The 18,948-nt window shown below is 72.6% G+C and carries 3 protein-coding genes (1 of these 3 only partly in view); all 3 read left to right on the forward strand.

Translation table 11 applies throughout. The annotated features are described in order from the left end of the window. Tightly spaced (at most 1 nt apart), the 3 genes in view from ACZ4S3_RS35660 to fabD form a layout consistent with a single transcriptional unit that may run on beyond the window. On the forward strand, nucleotides 1-10,686 hold the final stretch of the coding sequence (locus ACZ4S3_RS35660) for an SDR family NAD(P)-dependent oxidoreductase (RefSeq protein WP_467942164.1). Its footprint begins 13,413 nt before the window's first position; 10,686 of the gene's 24,099 nt are visible here — the last part of the coding sequence; its start codon lies off the left edge, out of view; its stop codon occupies nucleotides 10,684-10,686. Further along, nucleotides 10,683-16,664 carry an SDR family NAD(P)-dependent oxidoreductase gene (locus ACZ4S3_RS35665; RefSeq protein WP_467942168.1) on the forward strand — a complete coding sequence of 1,994 codons (5,982 nt, stop codon included), beginning with the start codon at nucleotides 10,683-10,685 and terminating at the stop codon, nucleotides 16,662-16,664. Before ACZ4S3_RS35660 ends, ACZ4S3_RS35665 begins: the two co-directional genes overlap by 4 nt. A 1-nt stretch (nucleotide 16,665) precedes the next feature. Continuing rightward, nucleotides 16,666-18,942 carry an ACP S-malonyltransferase gene (gene fabD, locus ACZ4S3_RS35670; RefSeq protein ID WP_467942170.1) on the forward strand — a complete coding sequence of 759 codons (2,277 nt, stop codon included), beginning with the start codon at nucleotides 16,666-16,668 and terminating at the stop codon, nucleotides 18,940-18,942. Nucleotides 18,943-18,948: the final 6 nt, after the last annotated feature.

The raw sequence follows: 18,948 nt of genomic DNA on the forward strand, positions 1-18,948 counted from the left end.
CGCGAAGGGCTCGACCTGGCCGAGTACTGCTTCACCGACCTGTCCCAGGCCTTCCTGCACAGCGCCCAGGACACCTTCGGGCCGGGCCGCGACCACCTCACGTACCGCCTCTTCGACGCGGCCCGGCCCCCGCACGCCCAGGGGCTCGACACCGGTGCCTTCGACGTCGTCATCGCGGCCAACGTGCTGCACGCCACCGACGCCGTCCGCCCCGCTCTGCGGCACGCCAAGGCACTGCTGAGAGGCAACGGCCTGCTGGCCCTCAACGAGATCAGCGGCTTCTACCTCGTCAACCACCTCACCTTCGGCCTGCTCGACGGCTGGTGGCTCTACGACGACGCCGAACTGCGGGTGCCCGGCAGCCCCGCGCTGTCGCCGGCGGCCTGGCAACTCGTCCTGGAGCAGGAGGGCTTCACCGGCGTCCGCCATCCGGCGCGTGACGCCCTGGCGCTCGGGCAGCAGGTCGTGGTGGCCCACAGCGACGGTCTCGCCCGCAGCCCGCGCCTGCTCCCCGCAGGGCCCGGGGCGAGCGGCCCGCCGCCCCAGTCGCCGGCGGAGCCCGCCGTTCCGGCCTCCGCCTCCGCTGCGGCCCGGACCGTGAGGGACGTGGTCCTGGCCGAGCTCGCGGACGCGCTGCGGATGCCCGCCGACCGGATCCAACCGGACCAGGCGTTCGCCGACTACGGCCTCGACTCCATCGTCGGCGTCCGGTTCGTCCAGCGCCTCAATGAGGAGCTGGGGACCGACCTGTTGACCACGGCCATCTTCGACTACCGCAGCGTGGAGCAGCTCGCCGCCCACATCGCCGAGAGTCACCGGCCGCACTTGGTGGCCCCCGCCGCGCCGGCACGCCCTGGAGCGGCACCGGCACCGGCTCCGCTCCCCGCAGCGGACACGGCCGGAGCACCGCACCACCCCGCAGGGCGCGAGCCCATCGCCATCGTCGGGATCAGCGGCCGCTTCGCGCAGTCGGACGACACCGACGCCCTCTGGCAGCACCTCGCCGCCGGCCGCGACCTCGTCGGCCCGGTCGAACGGTGGGATCTCTCCGGCTACAGCCAGGACGAACTGTCCTGCCGTGCGGGCAGTTTCCTCGACGGCATCGACCGGTTCGACGCACGCTTCTTCAACCTGACCGGCCTCGAAGCCACCTACACCGACCCCCAGCAGCGGCTGTTCCTCGAACAGGCGTGGACGGCCATCGAGGATGCCGGCTACGCGGGCGCCTCGCTGGACGGCCGCCGGTGCGGCGTCTACGCCGGCTGCACCGGCGGCGACTACCCCCAGTGGTTCGAGGACGCGCCGCCCGCCCAGGCGGCATGGGGCAACGCTCCCTCGGTCGTACCGGCGCGCATCGCCTACCACCTGAACCTCCAGGGCCCCGCCATCGCGGTCGACACCGCCTGCTCCAGCTCACTGGTCGCCATCCACCTCGCCTGCCAGGGCCTGTGGAGCGGCGAAACCGAAATGGCCATCGCCGGCGGCGTCAGTGTCCAGACCACCCCGGACACCTACCTGGCGGCCGGCCGCGGCGGGATGCTCTCGCCCACCGGCAAATGCCACACCTTCGACGCGGCCGCCGACGGATTCGTACCCGGCGAGGGCGTGGGCGTCGTGGTGCTCCGCCGCCTGTCCGACGCACTGGCCGACGGCGACCACATCCACGCCGTGATCCGCGGCTCCGCCGTCAACCAGGACGGTGCGACCAACGGCATCACCGCCCCCAGCGCCCTGTCGCAGGAGCGCCTCATCCGCCAGGTGCACGCCGAATTCGGCATCGACCCGGCCGAGATCGGCATGGTCGAGGCGCACGGCACCGGCACCCAGCTCGGCGACCCCATCGAATGCCAGGCCCTGGTCGGCGCGTTCGGCACGGCCGGCGGCCGCGACACCTGCGCACTCGGCTCGATCAAGACGAACCTCGGTCACACCACCTCCGCCGCGGGCGTGGCGAGCCTGCTCAAGGTCGTGCTCTCCCTGCGCCACGGTCAGATCCCGCCGTCCCTCCACCACCACGAGACCAACCCCGCGATCCGACTCACCGAAAGCCCCTTCCACGTGAACACCACGCTGCGGCCGTGGCAGCCCAACGGCCAGGGCAAGCGCGTCGCCGCCCTGAGCGCGTTCGGCTTCAGCGGCACCAATGGCCACATGGTCGTGGAGAACGCGCCGGCCCGGGACGGGCGCCGGCAGGCGGCGGGCGAGCTCCTGTTCGTCCTGTCCGCCCAGCAGCCCGAGGCGCTGCGCCGCCGCGCCGAGGACCTCCTGGCGTACCTGCGCCGCACCCCCGACGCCCCACTGGGCGACGTCAGTTACACGCTGGCGACCGGCCGGGACCACTTCACCCACCGTGCGGCCTTCGTCGCCGCCGACCGCGACACGCTCGGGCACCGGCTGGAGGCCTGGCTGGCCGACGGGCGGAGCGACACCGCCGGCCGGCGCAGCGACAACGCGCCGCAGCGGGCCCGGACCCGGTACCTGAACGGCGAGGCGGTCGACTTCGCGCCGCTGTTCTCCGGCCTCGACGTACGCCGCACGCCGCTGCCCACCTACCCGTTCCAGCGCAAGAGCTACTGGCCGGCGGCCGCCGCTCCGAGCCGGCGCCACCGGGCAGCGGAGACCGCGCACGGCCCTGCCGCCACCCCGACACCCGAGACCGCGCCCGCCCAACCGACCCCCGCGCAGCGGATACCGGACACCGACCAGGCGACCGTGCGGTACCTGGCAGGTGAACTCCTGCTGGCCGAGCTCTCCCGCGTGCTCATGATGGCGCCCGACGAGATCGACCCGCAGGCGTCCTTCTCCGACTACGGCGTGGACTCGATCCTCAGCGTCAAGCTCGTCGCCGCGGTCAACCACGCCTTCGCCGTCGATCTGCCGAGCACCGCACTGTTCGAACACAGCTCGCTCGACCGGCTGACGGACCACCTGGTCGCCCGGTACGGGCCGCAGTTGCGGGCCGCCGGCGCCCTGCGCGAGCCGGCGGCCGAGGCCGCAGGGGCCGCGGCGCAGGACGACCACGGGCCCGCCGCCGAGGCTCCGTCCGCCGCCCCTGTTGCTCCCGTCGCCTCCGCCGTCCCCGCTCACGCCCCCGCGGCCCCTGCGGACGATTCCGCCGACGACGGCATCGCCGTGGTGGGGATCGCCGCCCGGTTCGCGCAGTCACCCGACGCCGCCGCCCTGTGGGCACACCTCGCCGCGGGCGACGACCTGGTCGGCGAGGTCACCCGCTGGGACATGGCCAAGGAGCTGGGCGCGGGCGCCCCGCGCCAGTACGGAAGCTTCGTCGACGACATCGAGCGCTTCGACGCCTGGTTCTTCCGCATGTCCGGCAAGGAAGCCACCTACACCGACCCGCAGCAGCGCATCTTCCTGGAGGAGTGCTGGCACGCCCTGGAGGATGCGGGCTACGCCGGTGAACGGCTCGACGGCCGCGGCTGCGGCGTCTACGTCGGCGGCTCGCCCAGCGACTACCAGCAGCTGACCGGCGACGACGCGCCACCGCAGACACTGTGGGGCAACATCTCCTCGGTCATCGCCTCGCGGATCTCCTACTTCCTCGACCTGCAGGGCGCCGCGCTGTCGGTCGACACGGCCTGCTCCAGTTCGCTGGTGGCCATTCACCAGGCCTGCCAGGACCTCCGCCTGGGCAACACGTCCATGGCGCTGGCCGGCGGGGTCTTCGTCCAGTCCACGCCGATCTTCTACCGGTCCGCTGTGCGGGCGAACATGCTGTCCGCCCGCGGGCGCTGCCACACCTTCGACGAGCGCGCCGACGGCTTCGTGCCGGGGGAGGGCGCCGGTGTGGTCGTGCTCAAGAGGCTCGCCGACGCGCTGCGCGACGGCGACCAGGTCTACGGCGTGATCCGCGGCTCCGGCATGAACCAGGACGGCACCACCAACGGGCTCACCGCGCCCAGCGCCGGATCGCAGGAACGCCTCCTGCGCAGCGTCCACGACCGCGCCGGCGTCGACCCCGCCGGCATCCAGCTGATCGAGGCGCACGGGACCGGCACACCACTGGGCGACCCCATCGAATTCGAGGCACTGCGCGCCGCGTTCGGCGACGCGCCCGAGAGCGGCTGCGCCCTGGGCTCCGTCAAGACCAACCTGGGGCACACCCAGTTCGCCGCGGGCGTGGCCGGCGTCATCAAGGTGCTGCTGGCGCTCAGGAACGAGCAGCTACCCCCGTCGCTGCACTTCCGCCGGGCCAACCCGGCGATCACGCTGGAGGGCAGCCCCTTCTACGTCAACACGCAACTGTGCCCGTGGCCCGCACCCGCCGACGGTCCGCGCCGCGCCGGCGTCAGCTCGTTCGGCGCCGCGGGCACCAACGCGCACGCGCTGATCGAACAGGCCCCTGCCGTGCGGACCGCTGGGCACGGCCCCAGGCAGGCCTGGCTGATCGTCCTGTCGGCACAGGACGACGCCGGCCGCCGCGCCCAGGCCGAGCGCCTGTTGGACCACGTCCTCGCCCACGAGGACCTGGACCTGGGCGACGTGGCCTACACCCTGGCCACCGGACGCCGCCACTGCAGCCACCGCTGGGCGGGCGTGGCAATGGACCGCGAGCAGCTCGTCGCCGCCCTGCGGACCTGGCTGCGCGACGGCCGGGCCGACGGCGTGGTCACCGGTGAGGCGCCCGACGGGCACCGCCGCCAGGACCCCGCCGAGGCCGCGCGCGCCGGCCGTCTGATGGCCGAGCCCGACCGTCACGACGGCCTCACCGAGCTGGCCGGGCTCTTCGCCCAGGGGCAGGATCTGCGTTTCGCCCCGCTCTTCGGCGACGGCGGCTTCCGTATCGTGTCCCTGCCGGCCTACCCGTTCGCGGGCGAGCGCTACTGGGCCGGATCACGTCCGGCGGCCTCCGCCGCGACCCCGGCGCCCGCTCCGGCCAGTGCCCCGGTGCCCGTTGCGGCCCCGTCGCCGCTGGCAGGCCGCCGGCTGCACCGGGATCCCGGCTCGCCGTCCTTCGCCGTCGAGCTGACCGGCCGTGAGTTCTTCCTCGACGACCACCGGGTGCGCAACGTGCCGGTGCTTCCCGGCGTGGCCTACCTGGAGCTGGCGTACGCGGCGGCCCGGGCCGAGGGCGTCGAACCCGCCAACGCCCGCCTGCGCAACGTCGTCTGGTCGCGCCCCGCACGGATCACTGGGCCGAGCCCGGTCGAGATCGCGCTGCGGCCGTGCGAGGACGGTGCCTTCGCCTACGAAATCACCACGGCGGCCGAAGGCCAACAGCCCGTGGTCCACGGGCAAGGACGCATCGAACGGTGCGCGACGCCGTCACCCGAGCGTCTGGACATCGCCGCGCTGCGTGCCCAGTGCGACGTGCGGACTCTCGAACATGACGACTGCTACCGGCTCTTCGAGCGCATGGGCATCGGCTACGGCCCGGCCATGCGAGGCATCCGGCGGATCCACGTCGGCGCCGGGCTCGCCGTCGCACACCTGAGCCTGCCGCAGGCCGCCCGGGACGGCGCCGGCTGGGATCTGCACCCGTCGATGCTCGACGCCGCCGTACAGGCCACCTTGGGCCTGTCACTGGCCGAGGACACCGACAACGTGGCGGCGGCACTGCCCTTCGTCCTGGAGGAGGTGCGGCTGCTCGCGCCCAGCCCGGCCGCTGGGTGGGTCGTGGTACGGCCCGCGGCGGACGACCGCGGCGGAGCCGTACGCCGTATCGACATCGAACTGTGCGATGACGACGGCGAGGTGTGCGTCCGTCTGCTCGGGTTCACCACACGCATCCTGTCCGCCGATGACGACCTCGCCGGCGGGGAGCACAGCGGGGGCGCGACACTCACCCTGATGCGCGCCGGCTGGCGCCCGGCCGAGCCCGCCCGGGCATCGCGTCCGCCGGCGCGGCACGAGGTGCTGCTCGGCGGACTCGCAGGGACCGACCCCGCGGCGGTCCGGGACGGGCTCGGTGTGCCCTGCACCGCACTGCCCGCCGACGGCGACCTGGCCCAGCGCTTCACCGGCCAGGCCGAGGCGGTGCTGGCCCGCCTCCAGCAGCTCGTCCCGGCCACCCGCGACAACCAGGTCCTGCTGCAGGTGGTCGTGCCCGCCGACGACGAGAACCGGGTCCTCGCGGGCCTGGGCGGCCTGCTGCGCACGGCCCGCATGGAGCACCCCAGGCTGCTGACCCAGCTCGTCGAGGTGGAGACGCCCGTCGACGCCGCGACGCTGTGCGAGCGCCTGCGCCGGGACGCGGCGAGCCCCGACGACGTGGCCGTGCGGTACTCCGGCGGGCAGCGCCGGGTGCCGCAGTGGACCGCCGTCGAGGACGCCCGGCCGGCCCGCCCGTGGAAGGCCGGCGGCGTCTACCTCCTCACCGGGGGAGCCGGCGGACTCGGCGCACTGTTCGCCCGCGAGATCGCCCGGCAGGCCCCCGGAGCAGCCCTGGTGCTCTGCGGGCGCTCGCCGGAAGGCCCCGCCCAGCGTGAACTCCTGCGCGAACTGGGCGCCTTGGGAGCGTCCGCCGGTTACCGGGTGCTGGACGTCGCCCGGCGCGACGCCGTGACCGCCTGCGTGCACACCGTCGTCGCCGAGCACGGCCGCCTCGACGGCGTCGTCCACACCGCCGGTGTGGTGCGTGACGGCTACCTGGCCCGCAAGAGCGCCGAAGAGCTGCGGGAGGTCCTCGCCGCCAAGGTCGCCGGCTTCGTCCACCTCGACGAAGCCACCGCCGCCCTCGACCTGGACTGCTTCATCGGGTTCTCCTCGCTGTCGGCATACGGCAATCAGGGCCAGGGCGACTACGCGGCGGCCAACGCCTTCATGGACGCCTACGCCGGCCTCCGCCACGAGCGGGTGGCCAGTGGCGAGCGTCGCGGCCGCACATTGGTCGTCGGCTGGCCTCTGTGGGCCGACGGCGGCATGAAGGTCGACGCCGCCACCGCAAGCCGTCTGCACGACAGCGTCGGCATGGTGCCGATGCGCGCTCCGCAGGGCGTGGAGGCGCTGGTACGGGCCTACGGCACCGGTGACCCGCACGTCCTGGCCGTTTTCGGCGACCGCGCCCGCATCGACGCCACCCTCCTGGCCGCCCCCACGGCCACAGACGCCGCACCAGTGGTGACCGCACCCGACCGCGCCGCCCTGCACGCAAAGGTCCTCGGCCGCGCCCTCGGCCACGCCTCGGCCGAGCTGGGCGTGCCGGCACAGGAGCTCGACGGCGCGGTGGAGCTGAGCGAGTACGGGTTCGACCCGGTCTCGCTCACCGGCTTCGCCGCCCGCCTCACCACGGAGTTCGGGCTACCGCCCGTTCCCAAGCCGTTCCCCGAACACCTGACCCTGGGAGATGTCGTGGACCATCTGCTCGACAACCACCCCGATCGCTTCGGGACGGTCCCGCCGGCTCCCGCGTCCGAGCGCGCGGTCGGGCCCGAAAGCGCCGCCGCGCCCGTTGCGACGGCCGGCCGGGAGCAGCAGCACAAGGTGCTGTTGAAGAAGCTGATCGCCCGCGTGTCCGACCTGCTGGATGTACCCGCCGAGCGGATCACCGGCACGGCCGAGATGACCCGCTACGGCTTCGACTCCCTCTCGTTCATCGGCTTCGCCAACGCGCTCAACGCCGAGTTCGGGCTCTCGCTGGTACCGACCCTGTTCTTCGAGAACCCCACGCTGGACGGGGTCGTCGACCACCTCATCGACCACCACGCCGACCGCGTCGCCGCCACCGCGGCGGAGCAGCAGGAACCACGCGCGGCGGTCCCCGCCGCGCTGGAGCCCGCCATAGCCGTGACCACCACGTCCGGTACGGATGTGCCCGCGAACGAGCCGATCGCCGTCATCGGCATCAGCGGTCGCTTCCCGATGGCCGACGACCTCGACGCGTTTTGGGAGAACCTCAGCGAAGGCCGCGACTGTACCCGTGAGGTCCCCGCGGACCGCTGGGACTGGCGCGCCCACTACGGCGACCCCGTCAAGGAGCCCAACACCTCAAACGTGACGTCCGGCGGCTTCATGGACGGCGTCGGCGACTTCGACCCGCTGTTCTTCGACATCTCCCCCAAGGAAGCGGAGCTGATGGATCCGCAGCAGCGGCTCCTGCTGATGTACGTATGGAAGGCGCTGGAGGACGCCGGGTACTCGGCGGGTGCCCTCGCGGGCACGAACACGGCCCTCATCGCCGGCACCACCAGCACCGGCTACAGCACCCTCGTCACCCGGTACTCGCCGGTGATTGAGGGATACGACATCACCGGCGCGGCCCCCTCGATGGGCCCGAACCGGATGAGCTACTTCCTTGACCTGCACGGTCCGAGCGAGCCCGTCGACACGGCCTGTTCGAGCGCGCTCGTCGCCCTGCACCGGGCCGTCCAGGCCATCCGCGACGGCCAGTCGGACCTGGCCATCGCCGGCGGCGTCAACACCATGGTCAGCGTCGACGGGCACATCAGCATCTCCAAGGCAGGCATGCTGAGTCCCGAAGGCCGCTGCAAGACCTTCTCCGATCGTGCGGACGGCTATGCCCGTGGTGAGGGCGTGGGCATGCTGGTGCTCAAGAGCCTGTCGGCGGCCGAGCGCGACGGTGACCACATCTACGGCCTCATCCGCTCGACGGCTGAGAACCACGGCGGCCGGGGCAGTTCCCTGACCGCGCCCAACCCCAAGGCCCAGGCCGCCCTCCTGCGGGAGGCCTACGGGAAGGCCGGGATCGACCCGCGCACGGTCGGCTACATCGAGGCCCACGGCACCGGCACCAAGCTCGGCGACCCGGTCGAGATCAACGGCCTCAAGGCCGCCTTCCGGGAAATGTATGAGGAGCACGGCGCGGTGGTCGAGGAGGCCCACTGCGGTATCGGCTCGGTGAAGACCAACATCGGCCACCTCGAACTCGCGGCGGGCGTCGCCGGCGTGATCAAGGTGCTGCTCCAGATGCGGCACCGCACCCTGGTCAAGAGCCTGCACTGTGACACCGTCAATCCGTACATCGACCTCGACGGCAGCCCGTTCCACCTCGTACGCGAACAGCAGCCCTGGTCCGCCCTGCGCGACGCCGAGGGCCGTGAGCTCCCGCGCCGGGCCGGAGTGAGCTCCTTCGGCTTCGGCGGCGTCAACGCCCACGTCGTCCTTGAGGAGTACGTGCCGCGCCCCGCCCCCGAGCCGGACCGGGTGCCCACCGCACCGGTCCCCGTGGTCCTGTCGGCGAGCCACCCCGAGGTGCTGTGCGAACTCGCCGAGCGCTGGGTGCACGTCCTGCGCCGCGGCGACTACGACGACACCGACCTGGCGTCGATCGCCTACACCACGCAGACCGGACGCACACACATGACCGAGCGGCTCGCGTGCCTGGCCCGCACGACCGGCGAGTTGAGGGAAGCACTGGATTCCTGGCTGCGCGGCGAGCCCGCGGCCGACGTCTTCCGCGGCACGGTGCCGCGCGGCGTCGACCTGCCGGACGTGCCGGCCGGGTTCGGCCCGCACGACGACCACGCCACCGCGGGCCGGCACGACTGGGCCCGCCTGCTCCAGGCATGGGTGAACGGCGCCCCCTTCGACTGGGACCGCCTGCACACCGGGCGCCGCCCGCGCCGGATCGCCCTGCCGACCTACCCGTTCCGGCTCCGGCGCTACTGGGTCGACACCACGCGCCCCGCGAGCGGCACGCAGCCGGCGGCACTGCACCCGCTGGTGCACACGAACACGTCGGACCTGAACGAGCACCGCTACACCTCGCACTTCACCGGCCGCGAATTCTTCCTCACCGACCACCGCGTACGAGCCCGGGCGATGGAGACGGTCTCCGGCTGGCGGCCCGGCCGCCGGCCCACCGCCTCCGACGGCCGCCCGGACGCCGTGCCGGTACTGCCGGCGGTGGCCTACCTGGAGATGGCGCGCGCCGCCGCGGTCCAGGCGGCCGGCGGCGACGAACGCGCCTGGTCGCTGAAGCTGGCGTCCTGGCTGCGCCCGCTCACCGTCGAGCAGCCGGCCGACGTGCACACCGCGCTGACCACCCGGCCCGGCGGCGGCCTCAGCTACGAGGTGTACGTGGTGGACGAGGACGGCGAACGCGTCGCCTTCGGCCGCGGCCAGCTGCGGCGGGTAACCCCCGCCCCCGCCGAGCGGCTCGACCTCGCGGCCCTGCGCGCGCAGTGCGACGGCCCCGTGTTCGACGCCGAGACCTGCTACACACGCTTCACCGGCATCGGCATGGCCTACGGCCCGGCACTGCGCGGCATCGAGCGCCTGCACACCGGCTCGCGGCAGTCGGTGGCGCGGCTGAGGCTGCCCGCCGCCGCGTCCCGCGAGAGCGGCTACGCACTCAACCCGGGCATGCTCGACGCCGCCCTGCAAGCCACGGTCGGCCTCTTCGCCGACGCCCCCGGCACGCCGCGTACGGCACTGCCGTTCGCCCTGGCCGAGCTGGAGGTGCTGCGGGCGGTCCGGGACACCGGCTGGGTGGTCGTCCGCTTCGCCGAGGACGACCACGTCGGCGCGGTGCGCCGCCTCGACCTCGACCTCTGCGACGACGACGGCGAGGTGTGCGTACGCCTCCGCGGCTTCAGCGTCCGCACGCTCGGCGGCAGCGAGCCCACCGGTGCCGGCGATCCCACCCGGCCCGCCGCACACGCACCCGAACCGCCGTCCGGGTCCGACGACGCCCACCTGCTGGACCTGATCGAAGCCATTGGCCGGCGCGAGATGAGCGCGGACGAATTCAAGAGGAGCCTGGCATGAGCACCACCCGCATCGCATCCCTGGACGACCTGCACCGGCTCATACGCGAGGGACAGGTGGGACAGGACGAAGCGCTCCGCCTCATCCGCGACTGGAAGCAGGCGCAGGCGCAGGCACAAGTACAGGCGCAGGCCGCAGGGCCGGCTGACGTCGCCGAGACCGAGGCCCTGACGGAGCGGGTCTGCGCCGTTGTGGTGGAGAAGGTCTGCGAGCTGCTGAAGGTCACCACGGACGACCTGGACGTGAACGTCGACCTCAGCGAGTACGGGCTCGACTCCCTCGTCATCACCCAGCTGGTGAACATGGTGAACGACGCGCTGGGCCTGGAGCTTGCGCCCACCGTGCTGTTCGAGCACGCGACGATCCAGGCCTTCGGCGCCCACCTGACCGACGAGTACGGCCCTGCGCTGGCCGCCCGCCTGGGGCTGCCGTCGCCCGGCGCCGCCGCGGAGCCCCTGGCAGTGGAACCCGCTGCCGTGGAGCCCGTCGGCACGCCCGTGGCGGCTGCGGCCGTCCCCGCACGGGCCGTACCCGTCCCCGCGCCCGCCGACCGGCGGGACGACCCCATCGCAGTGGTCGGCATGAGCGGCCGGTTCCCCCAGGCCGAGGACCTCGACGTCTTCTGGCGGAACCTGCGCGACGGCCGCGACTGCATCGCGGAAGTCCCCGCCGACCGGTGGGACTGGCGCGCCCTGTTCGGCGACCCCTTGCAGGAACCGGGCCGCACCAACGTGAAGTGGGGCGGCTTCATGGACGGTGTCGCCGACTTCGATCCGCTGTTCTTCGGCATCGCCCCGAGGGACGCCGTCCACATGGACCCGCAGCAGCGCCTGCTGATGCTGTACGTGTGGAAGGCGCTGGAGGACGCCGGCTACGCCGCCGACGCCCTGGCCGGGAGCAGCCTCGGCCTGTTCGTCGGCACCAGTGACACGGGCTACGGCCTGCTCTCCGACCGCAGCAGCGGCGGGGGCGAAAGCGTCACGCCCACGGGGAGCGTTCCCTCCGTCGGCCCGAACCGGATGAGCTACTTCCTGGACGTGCACGGGCCGAGCGAGCCGATCGAGACCGCCTGTTCGAGTTCCCTGGTCGCCATGCACCGTGGCGTCGTCTCGATCGAACGCGGCGAGTGCGACATGGCCGTTGTCGGCGGCATCAACACCATGGTGATCCCCGACGGCCATATCAGCTTCAGCAAGTCCGGGATGCTCAGCGTCGAGGGCCGCTGCAAGACCTTCTCCGATCGTGCGGACGGCTATGCCCGTGGTGAGGGCGTGGGCATGCTGGTGCTCAAGAGCCTGTCGGCGGCCGAGCGCGACGGTGACCACATCTACGGCCTGATCCGTTCGACGGCCGAGAACCACGGCGGCCGCTCCAACTCCCTGACCGCGCCCAACCCCAAGGCCCAGGCCGCCCTGATCCACCGCGCCTACCGCGCCGCGGGCATCGACCCCCGGACCGTGGGCTACATCGAGGCCCATGGCACCGGTACCAAGCTCGGTGACCCGGTGGAGATCAATGGGCTCAAGGCCGCCTTCCGTGAGCTGTACGAGGAGCAGGGTGCGGAGGTCGAGGAGGCGCACTGTGGTATCGGCTCGGTGAAGGCCAACATCGGCCACCTCGAACTCGCGGCGGGCGTCGCCGGCGTGATCAAGGTGCTGCTCCAGATGCGGCACCGCACGCTCGCCAAGAGCCTGCACTGTGACACCGTCAACCCGTACATCGACCTCGACGGCAGCCCGTTCCACCTCGTACGCGAACAGCAGCCCTGGTCCGCCCTGCGCGACGCCGAGGGCCGTGAGCTGCCGCGCCGGGCCGGGGTCAGCTCCTTCGGCTTCGGCGGCGTCAACGCCCACGTCGTCCTTGAGGAGTACGTGCCGCGCACCGTACCGCCGGTGAGCACGCCGTACCCCGTGGCCGTCGTCCTGTCCGCCCCGGAGCCCGAGATGCTGCGCGCCCGCGCCCGGCAGCTGGCCGACTGGATCGACTCGGGTCGGCTCGGCGAAGCCGACCTGCCGGACCTCGCCTACACGCTGCAGGTGGGCCGCGTCGCGATGGACGAGCGCCTCGCCGTCCTGACCCCCTCGCTCGCCGACCTGCGCGAGCGGCTGGACGCCTTCCTCGGCGGAGGCACCGCTCAGGGCCTCCACACCGGGCGGGCACAGCGCCAGGGGCCGTGGAACGAGCTCGCCGGCGACGACGACATCGCCCTCGCCATCGACAGCTGGATAGCCAAGGGCAAGCTCGGACGCCTGCTCAAGCTCTGGGTCACCGGCTTCGACGTGAACTGGCGGCGCCTGTACGCCGACCGGCCGATGCGGCGCATCCCGCTGCCCGTCTACCCGTTCCGGTTGCAGCGCTACTGGATCGCCGACGCGAAGAGCACCGCCGACGCGAAGAGCACCGTCGAAGCGAAGAGCACCGTCGAAGCGAAGGGCACCGCCGACGCGAAGAGAACACCACAGCCCCCGGCACCGGTGGCCGCGGTGCCGAGCGCACCACCCTCGCCCTACCGCCACGACCTGAGCGGGCACGAGTTCTACGTGCGCGACCACCGTGTGGGGGACCGGCCCGTTCTGCCCGGCGCCGCCTACCTCGAGTTCGTGCGCGACGCGCTCGTCCGGGCCACGCCAAAAGCCACCGCCACGGGCGTGCGCCTGCGCGACGTGACCTGGCTGCGTCCCCTGGAGGTGACGGCGCCGTGCACCCTCGCCGTCGAAGTGGACGCGACCGGCGGGGCGTTCGAGGTGTACGCCCACGGCGACGGCGACCGCGTCCTGCACGCGCAGGGCACCGCACACACCGACCCCGCACTCCTCGCCTCCGACGACACCCACGACATCGACGCACTGCGCGCGAACCTCCCGTTCCGGCGTGACGGCGCCGAGTGCTACGCGCTGTTCGCCCGCATGGGCATGGGATACGGCCCCGCGTTCCGGGCCGTGCAGGAGCTGTACCACGGTGCGGACAGCGCCCTTGCGCGCCTGCTCCTCCCCGAGGCGGCGGCATCCTCGCTGCCGCTCAACCCGGGCATGCTCGACGCCGCACTGCAGGCGAGCCTGGGACTGGCGCTCGGCGAGCACGGCGACGCCCCGGAGGGGACGGCGCTCCCGTTCACCGTGCGCGAGGTACAGGTCCTGGCCCCCACCCCGGCCGAGGGCTGGGCGCTGGTGAGCCGTGCCGCGGACGACCGCCCCGACACCGGCGTACGCCGCCTGGACATCGACTTGTGTGACACGCAGGGCAACGTCTGCGTGCGCCTGCTGGGCTTCAGCACACGCACGAAGCCGAGCCCGGCGCCCCGCGCCGCCGAGCCGGCCACCACGCCCGCACTGCTCATCCGGGCGGACTGGCGCGAGAGCGCGGCACCGGAGCACCACGGCGACGACGTCAAGCGGCACGTCGTCCTGTGCGAACTCCCAGAGGTGGACGCCACCGCGCTCGGCGAAGCGCTGGGCGGCGCCACTTGTGAAACCTGGCAGGCCCGCGGCGAGACCGGCACCCGCTACACCGAGTACGCCGAGCGGTTGCTGCAGCTGCTGCGCGACTCGGCGCAGGAGGCCGCCCGGCCGCCGCGCCTGATCCAGGTCGTCACCCCCGCGCACGCGCCCTGGCTGGGCGGGCTGAGCGGGATGCTCCGCACGGCGCGCATGGAGCACCCCAAGCTGCTGACGCAGTGGATCGTGCTGGACGGTGAGGGCGCCCTGGCCCCGGCCGAGCTGGCCGGACGGCTGCGGCGCGACGGCGGCGACACGGCCGAAGAGGCCGTGCGCTACCGCGGAGGACGCCGGCAGGTGTCCCAGTGGCACGAAGTCGCCCCGGCCGCCCCCGTACTGCCCTGGCGCGACGGCGGCGTCTACCTGCTGACCGGCGGCGCCGGAGGACTCGGCGCCCTGTTCGCGGAGGACGTCGCCCGGCGCGTCGAGAGGCCCGCCCTGGTCCTGTGCGGCCGCAGCCCGGTAGGCCCGGCACAGCAGGAACTGCTCACCACCCTGCGCGCCCTGGGCGCCCGTGCCGACTACCGCGTGCTCGACGTCGCCGACCGCGCCGACGTGACCCGGGCCGTACGTGACGTCCAGGCCGAGTACGGCGCGCTGCACGGCATCGTCCACGCCGCCGGAGTGCTGCGCGACGGCTTCGTGGCCAGGAAGTCCGCGGACGACCTGCGCGAGGTGTTCGCGGCCAAGGTGGCCGGGCTGTGCCACCTCGACGAGGCGACCGCCTCCGTCCCGCTCGACTGCTTCATCGGTTTCTCCTCCATGGCCGCCTTCGGCAACGTCGGGCAGGCCGACTACGCCGCCGCCAATGCCTTCATGGACGGATACGCCGCCCACCGCGCTTCCCTGGTGGACCAGGGCAGCCGGTCGGGCCGCACCCTGATGGTGAACTGGCCGCTGTGGGAGAAGGGCGGTATGGGCGCCGACCCGTCGACCGTCCACCTCCTGGAGTCCGTGGGCATGCGGCCGATGCGCGCATCTGTGGGCGTCGATGCCCTGGACCGCATCTGGGCGACCGGCCTGACCGGCGCCATCGCCCTCGACGGCGACCACGCCCGGATGCGGGAGCGCTTCCTGCCGGCGCACCCCGAGCCGGAGGCCCCTGCCGAACCTGCGCCGGTCGCCGCGACGACGCCGGTCACCGCACCGGTCGCCGAGCCGGCCGAGCCACAGGTCGTGGGAAGTGCCGTCGCGGACCTCATGGCGACGCTGCTGGAGGTCGAGGTGGAGACCCTGCGATGGGACAAGTCCTTGGGCGACTACGGCTTCGACTCCATCTTCATGATGCAGTTCCTCGCCCAGGCGCAGACGCACATCGACGCATCCCTCACCCTCGACGTCATCGCCGGCTGCGAAACCCTGCAGGAGGTCGTCGACGCGATCACCGGCACGGCCTCCGGGGACACCGGCACGGCCGCACCGGAACGCGCTCCGGTGGCTCCGCCAAAGGAGGCCCCGGCAGCCGCCGCACCGGCAAAGGCCCCGGCACGGCGCGCCGGGCCCGCATCGCCGAACGACTTCCCCGAACTGGTCCGCATGAACGGCGTCACCTCCGGCCGGCCCGTGTTCTGGGTCCACCACGGCAACGGCGGCGTGGAGTCCTACGCCTCGCTGGCCGCGCGCTGCCCGCGCCCCTTCTACGGCATCCAGCCGAAGGGCTGGATCGACTCCACCGACATCCTCACCGGTCAGTACGCCATGGCCGAGCACTACGCGTCCCTCATCCTCGCCGTACAGCCGGAAGGCCCGTACGACATCGGCGGGTTCTCCCTGGGCGGCCTGTTCGCGTACGAGACCGTGCGGCAGCTCCAGTTGCAGGGCGCCGACGTGCGCACGCTGGTCATGCTGGACACGCTGGACGCCGAATCCACCAACAAGGCCAACGCCCTCATCGTCGGCGGGAACTTCGACGCCGACGTGGTCACCAAGGTGAGCGACTTCCGCGCCGTCAACCTGATCCTCGGCAACAACCGCTTCGACTCGCACGGCGGCGCCAGCCCGATCCTGCGCCGCGACGAGGTCGACACCACCCTGGACTCCACGGCGTTCCTCGACTCCCTGATCGACGCCGCCCTCGCCCGCGGCGTCAGCAAGACCGGGACGCAGCTGCGCTCCCGCGTCCGGCAGCTGTCCCGCTACTTCGAAGCCACGCAGGGCGAGACGTACACGGTGGACCCGCTACCGCGGCGCGACGGACTGCGGTGCTACTACCTGCGCAACCGGGGCGGCAAGTTCTTCGGCGCCTTCGAGGAGCACATGGTGCTCTTCCCGAACCCCGACCTGCCCACCGTGGACGGCATCGCGTACTGGCAGGAGTGGGCCGACCAGATCGACGACTTCTTCACCATCGACGTCGACACCTCGATGCATGCCGAGGTCATGACGGCCCCGCAGTCGCTCGACAAGCTGATGCGCCTGTGCGACCGGCTCTACGCCGCCGAGGACGCCGCCGCCCCGGCCACCTCCGCGCAGGGAGGCCGCTGACATGAAGGCAGTGGTCTTTCCCGGCCAGGGCGCTCAGCGACGCGGCATGGGAGGCGAGTTGTTCGACGCGTATCCCGAACTCGCCGACGAAGCCTCCGAGGTCCTCGGCTACTCCCTGCGCACGCTGTGCCTGGACGATCCGCACCGGCAACTGGGCCGCACCGAGTACACCCAGCCCGCGCTGTTCGTGGTCGGAGCCCTCGGCCACCGGCAGTGGCGCGAGAGCACCGGCGACGAGCCGGCCTTCCTCGCCGGGCACAGCCTGGGGGAGTACTGCGCCCTGCACGCCGCCGGCGCCTTCGACTTCGCGACCGGTCTGCGCCTCGTCCAGCGGCGCGGCGCACTGATGGCGCAGGCACGGGGCGGCGGCATGGCGGCCGTGGTCGGGCTCGACGCGGCACGGCTGCGCGAACTCCTCGACGAAGGCGGCTTCTCGGACCTGACCGTCGCCAACGACAACGCACCGCAGCAGAAGGTCGTGTCCGGCGACACCGCGACCGTCGACGCGCTGGTGGCATACCTCGATGCGCGCGGCGTCCGCTGCGTGAGACTGAACGTGTCCGGCGCCTTCCACTCGCCCCTGATGCGGCAGGCTCAGCAGGACTTTGCCCTCTTCGCAGACGGGTTCGCCCTCGGGGATCCGGCCACGCCCGTGATTGCCAACGCCACGGCGCGCCCGTACGTCCCCGGCCGGACCGCGCGCACGCTCGTCGACCAGATCGCGCGGCCCGTGCGCTGGACCGAGAGCGTGCACCACCTCCTCGACCAGGGCGTCACCGACTTCGTCGAACTCGGAGGCCGCGTGCTGGGCAGGCTGATCGACCAGATCCGCTCGGCCCCGCGGCCGGTCGCCCGGCCCGATGTACCGGCTGCCCGGCTCGACACTCCGGCCGCGTTGCCCGGCACACCGGCCGCCGCGCTCGGCAGCCCCTTGTTCCGCCGGCGCATGGGCGTGCGTCACGCCTACGCCGTGGGCGGCATGTACCGGGGCATCGCCTCGGCCGAGATGGTCGTCAGGCTCGGCCAAAACCGCATGCTCGGCTTCCTGGGAACCGGCGGCCTGCCGCTCCCGGAGATCGAGCAGGAGGTGAAGGAGGTCCAGCACGGCCTGGCCGACGGGCAGCCCTACGGCGTCAACGTACTGGCCGACCATGACGACCCCGCGGCCGAGCGCGCGCTGGTCGACCTGCTGATGCGCCACAGCGTCCCCGTCATCGAGGCGTCAGCCTTCATGCAGATGACCCCCGCGCTCGTCCTCTACCGGGCACGGGGACTTGGCCGCGGCGCCGACGGCCGGACCGTGTGTGACCACCGCATCGTGGCCAAGGTCTCCCGGCCGGAGGTCGCCGAGCAGTTCATGGCACCCGCCCCCGGGCCGGTCCTGGACCGGCTCCGCCGGGAGAACGCCCTCACCGACGAACAGGCGGAGCTCGCCCGGACGGTGCCGATGAGCCACGACATCACGGTCGAGGCGGACTCCGGCGGGCACACGGACGGCGGCGTCGCCACGGTCATGATGCCCGCCATGCTCCAGCTCCGGCAGCAGGCGCAGGACCGGTACGGCTACGACGAACCGATCTGCATGGGCCTCGCCGGCGGCCTCGGCACTCCCGCGGCGGTCGCGGCGGCCTTCATGCTGGGCGCCGACTACGTACTCACCGGATCCATCAACCAGTGCACGGTGGAATCCGGCATGAGCACCGAGGTCAAGGACATGCTGCAGGACATCGGCATCGCCGACACCGCCTACGCCCCCGCAGGCGACATGTTCGAGTTCGGTGCCAAGGTGCAGGTGCTCCGCAAAGGCGTCTTCTTCCCCACGCGGGCCAACAAACTGTTCTCCCTGTACTCCCACTACGACGGCCTCGACGGCATACCGGAGAAAACGCGCTCCTTCCTGGAAAGAACCTACTTCGGAAAGAGCATCGAAGAGGTCTGGGACGAAGTACGCGCCTATTTCCGGTCGCAGGGGCGCGACGCCGACATCGAGCGGGCCGACGCCGAGCCCAAACAGAAGATGGCGCTGGTCTTCCGCTGGTACTTCTTCCACACCACGCGCCTCGCCATGAACGGCGACGGCTCCGGAAAAGTGAACTACCAGGTCCAGACCGGTCCGGCGCTGGGTGCCTTCAACCAGTGGGTCGAAGGCACCGAACTCGCCTCATGGCGGCACCGCCACGTCGAGCGGATCGGCCTCATGCTGCTCGACGGCGCCGCCGAACACATCGCCACCGCATGCCGTCACTGGCGCGACACCCTCGGTGTGCCCAGTGCCTGACCGACA

Source organism: Streptomyces sp. NPDC028368, assembly GCF_055565615.1.

What these genes read in the sequence shown, in the direction of transcription:
- fabD (WP_467942170.1), top strand. Translation starts at nt 16,666, where the DNA reads ATGAAGGCAGTGGTCTTTCCCGGCCAGGGCGCTCAGCGACGCGGCATG.
- ACZ4S3_RS35665 (WP_467942168.1), top strand. Translation starts at nt 10,683, where the DNA reads ATGAGCACCACCCGCATCGCATCCCTGGACGACCTGCACCGGCTCATA.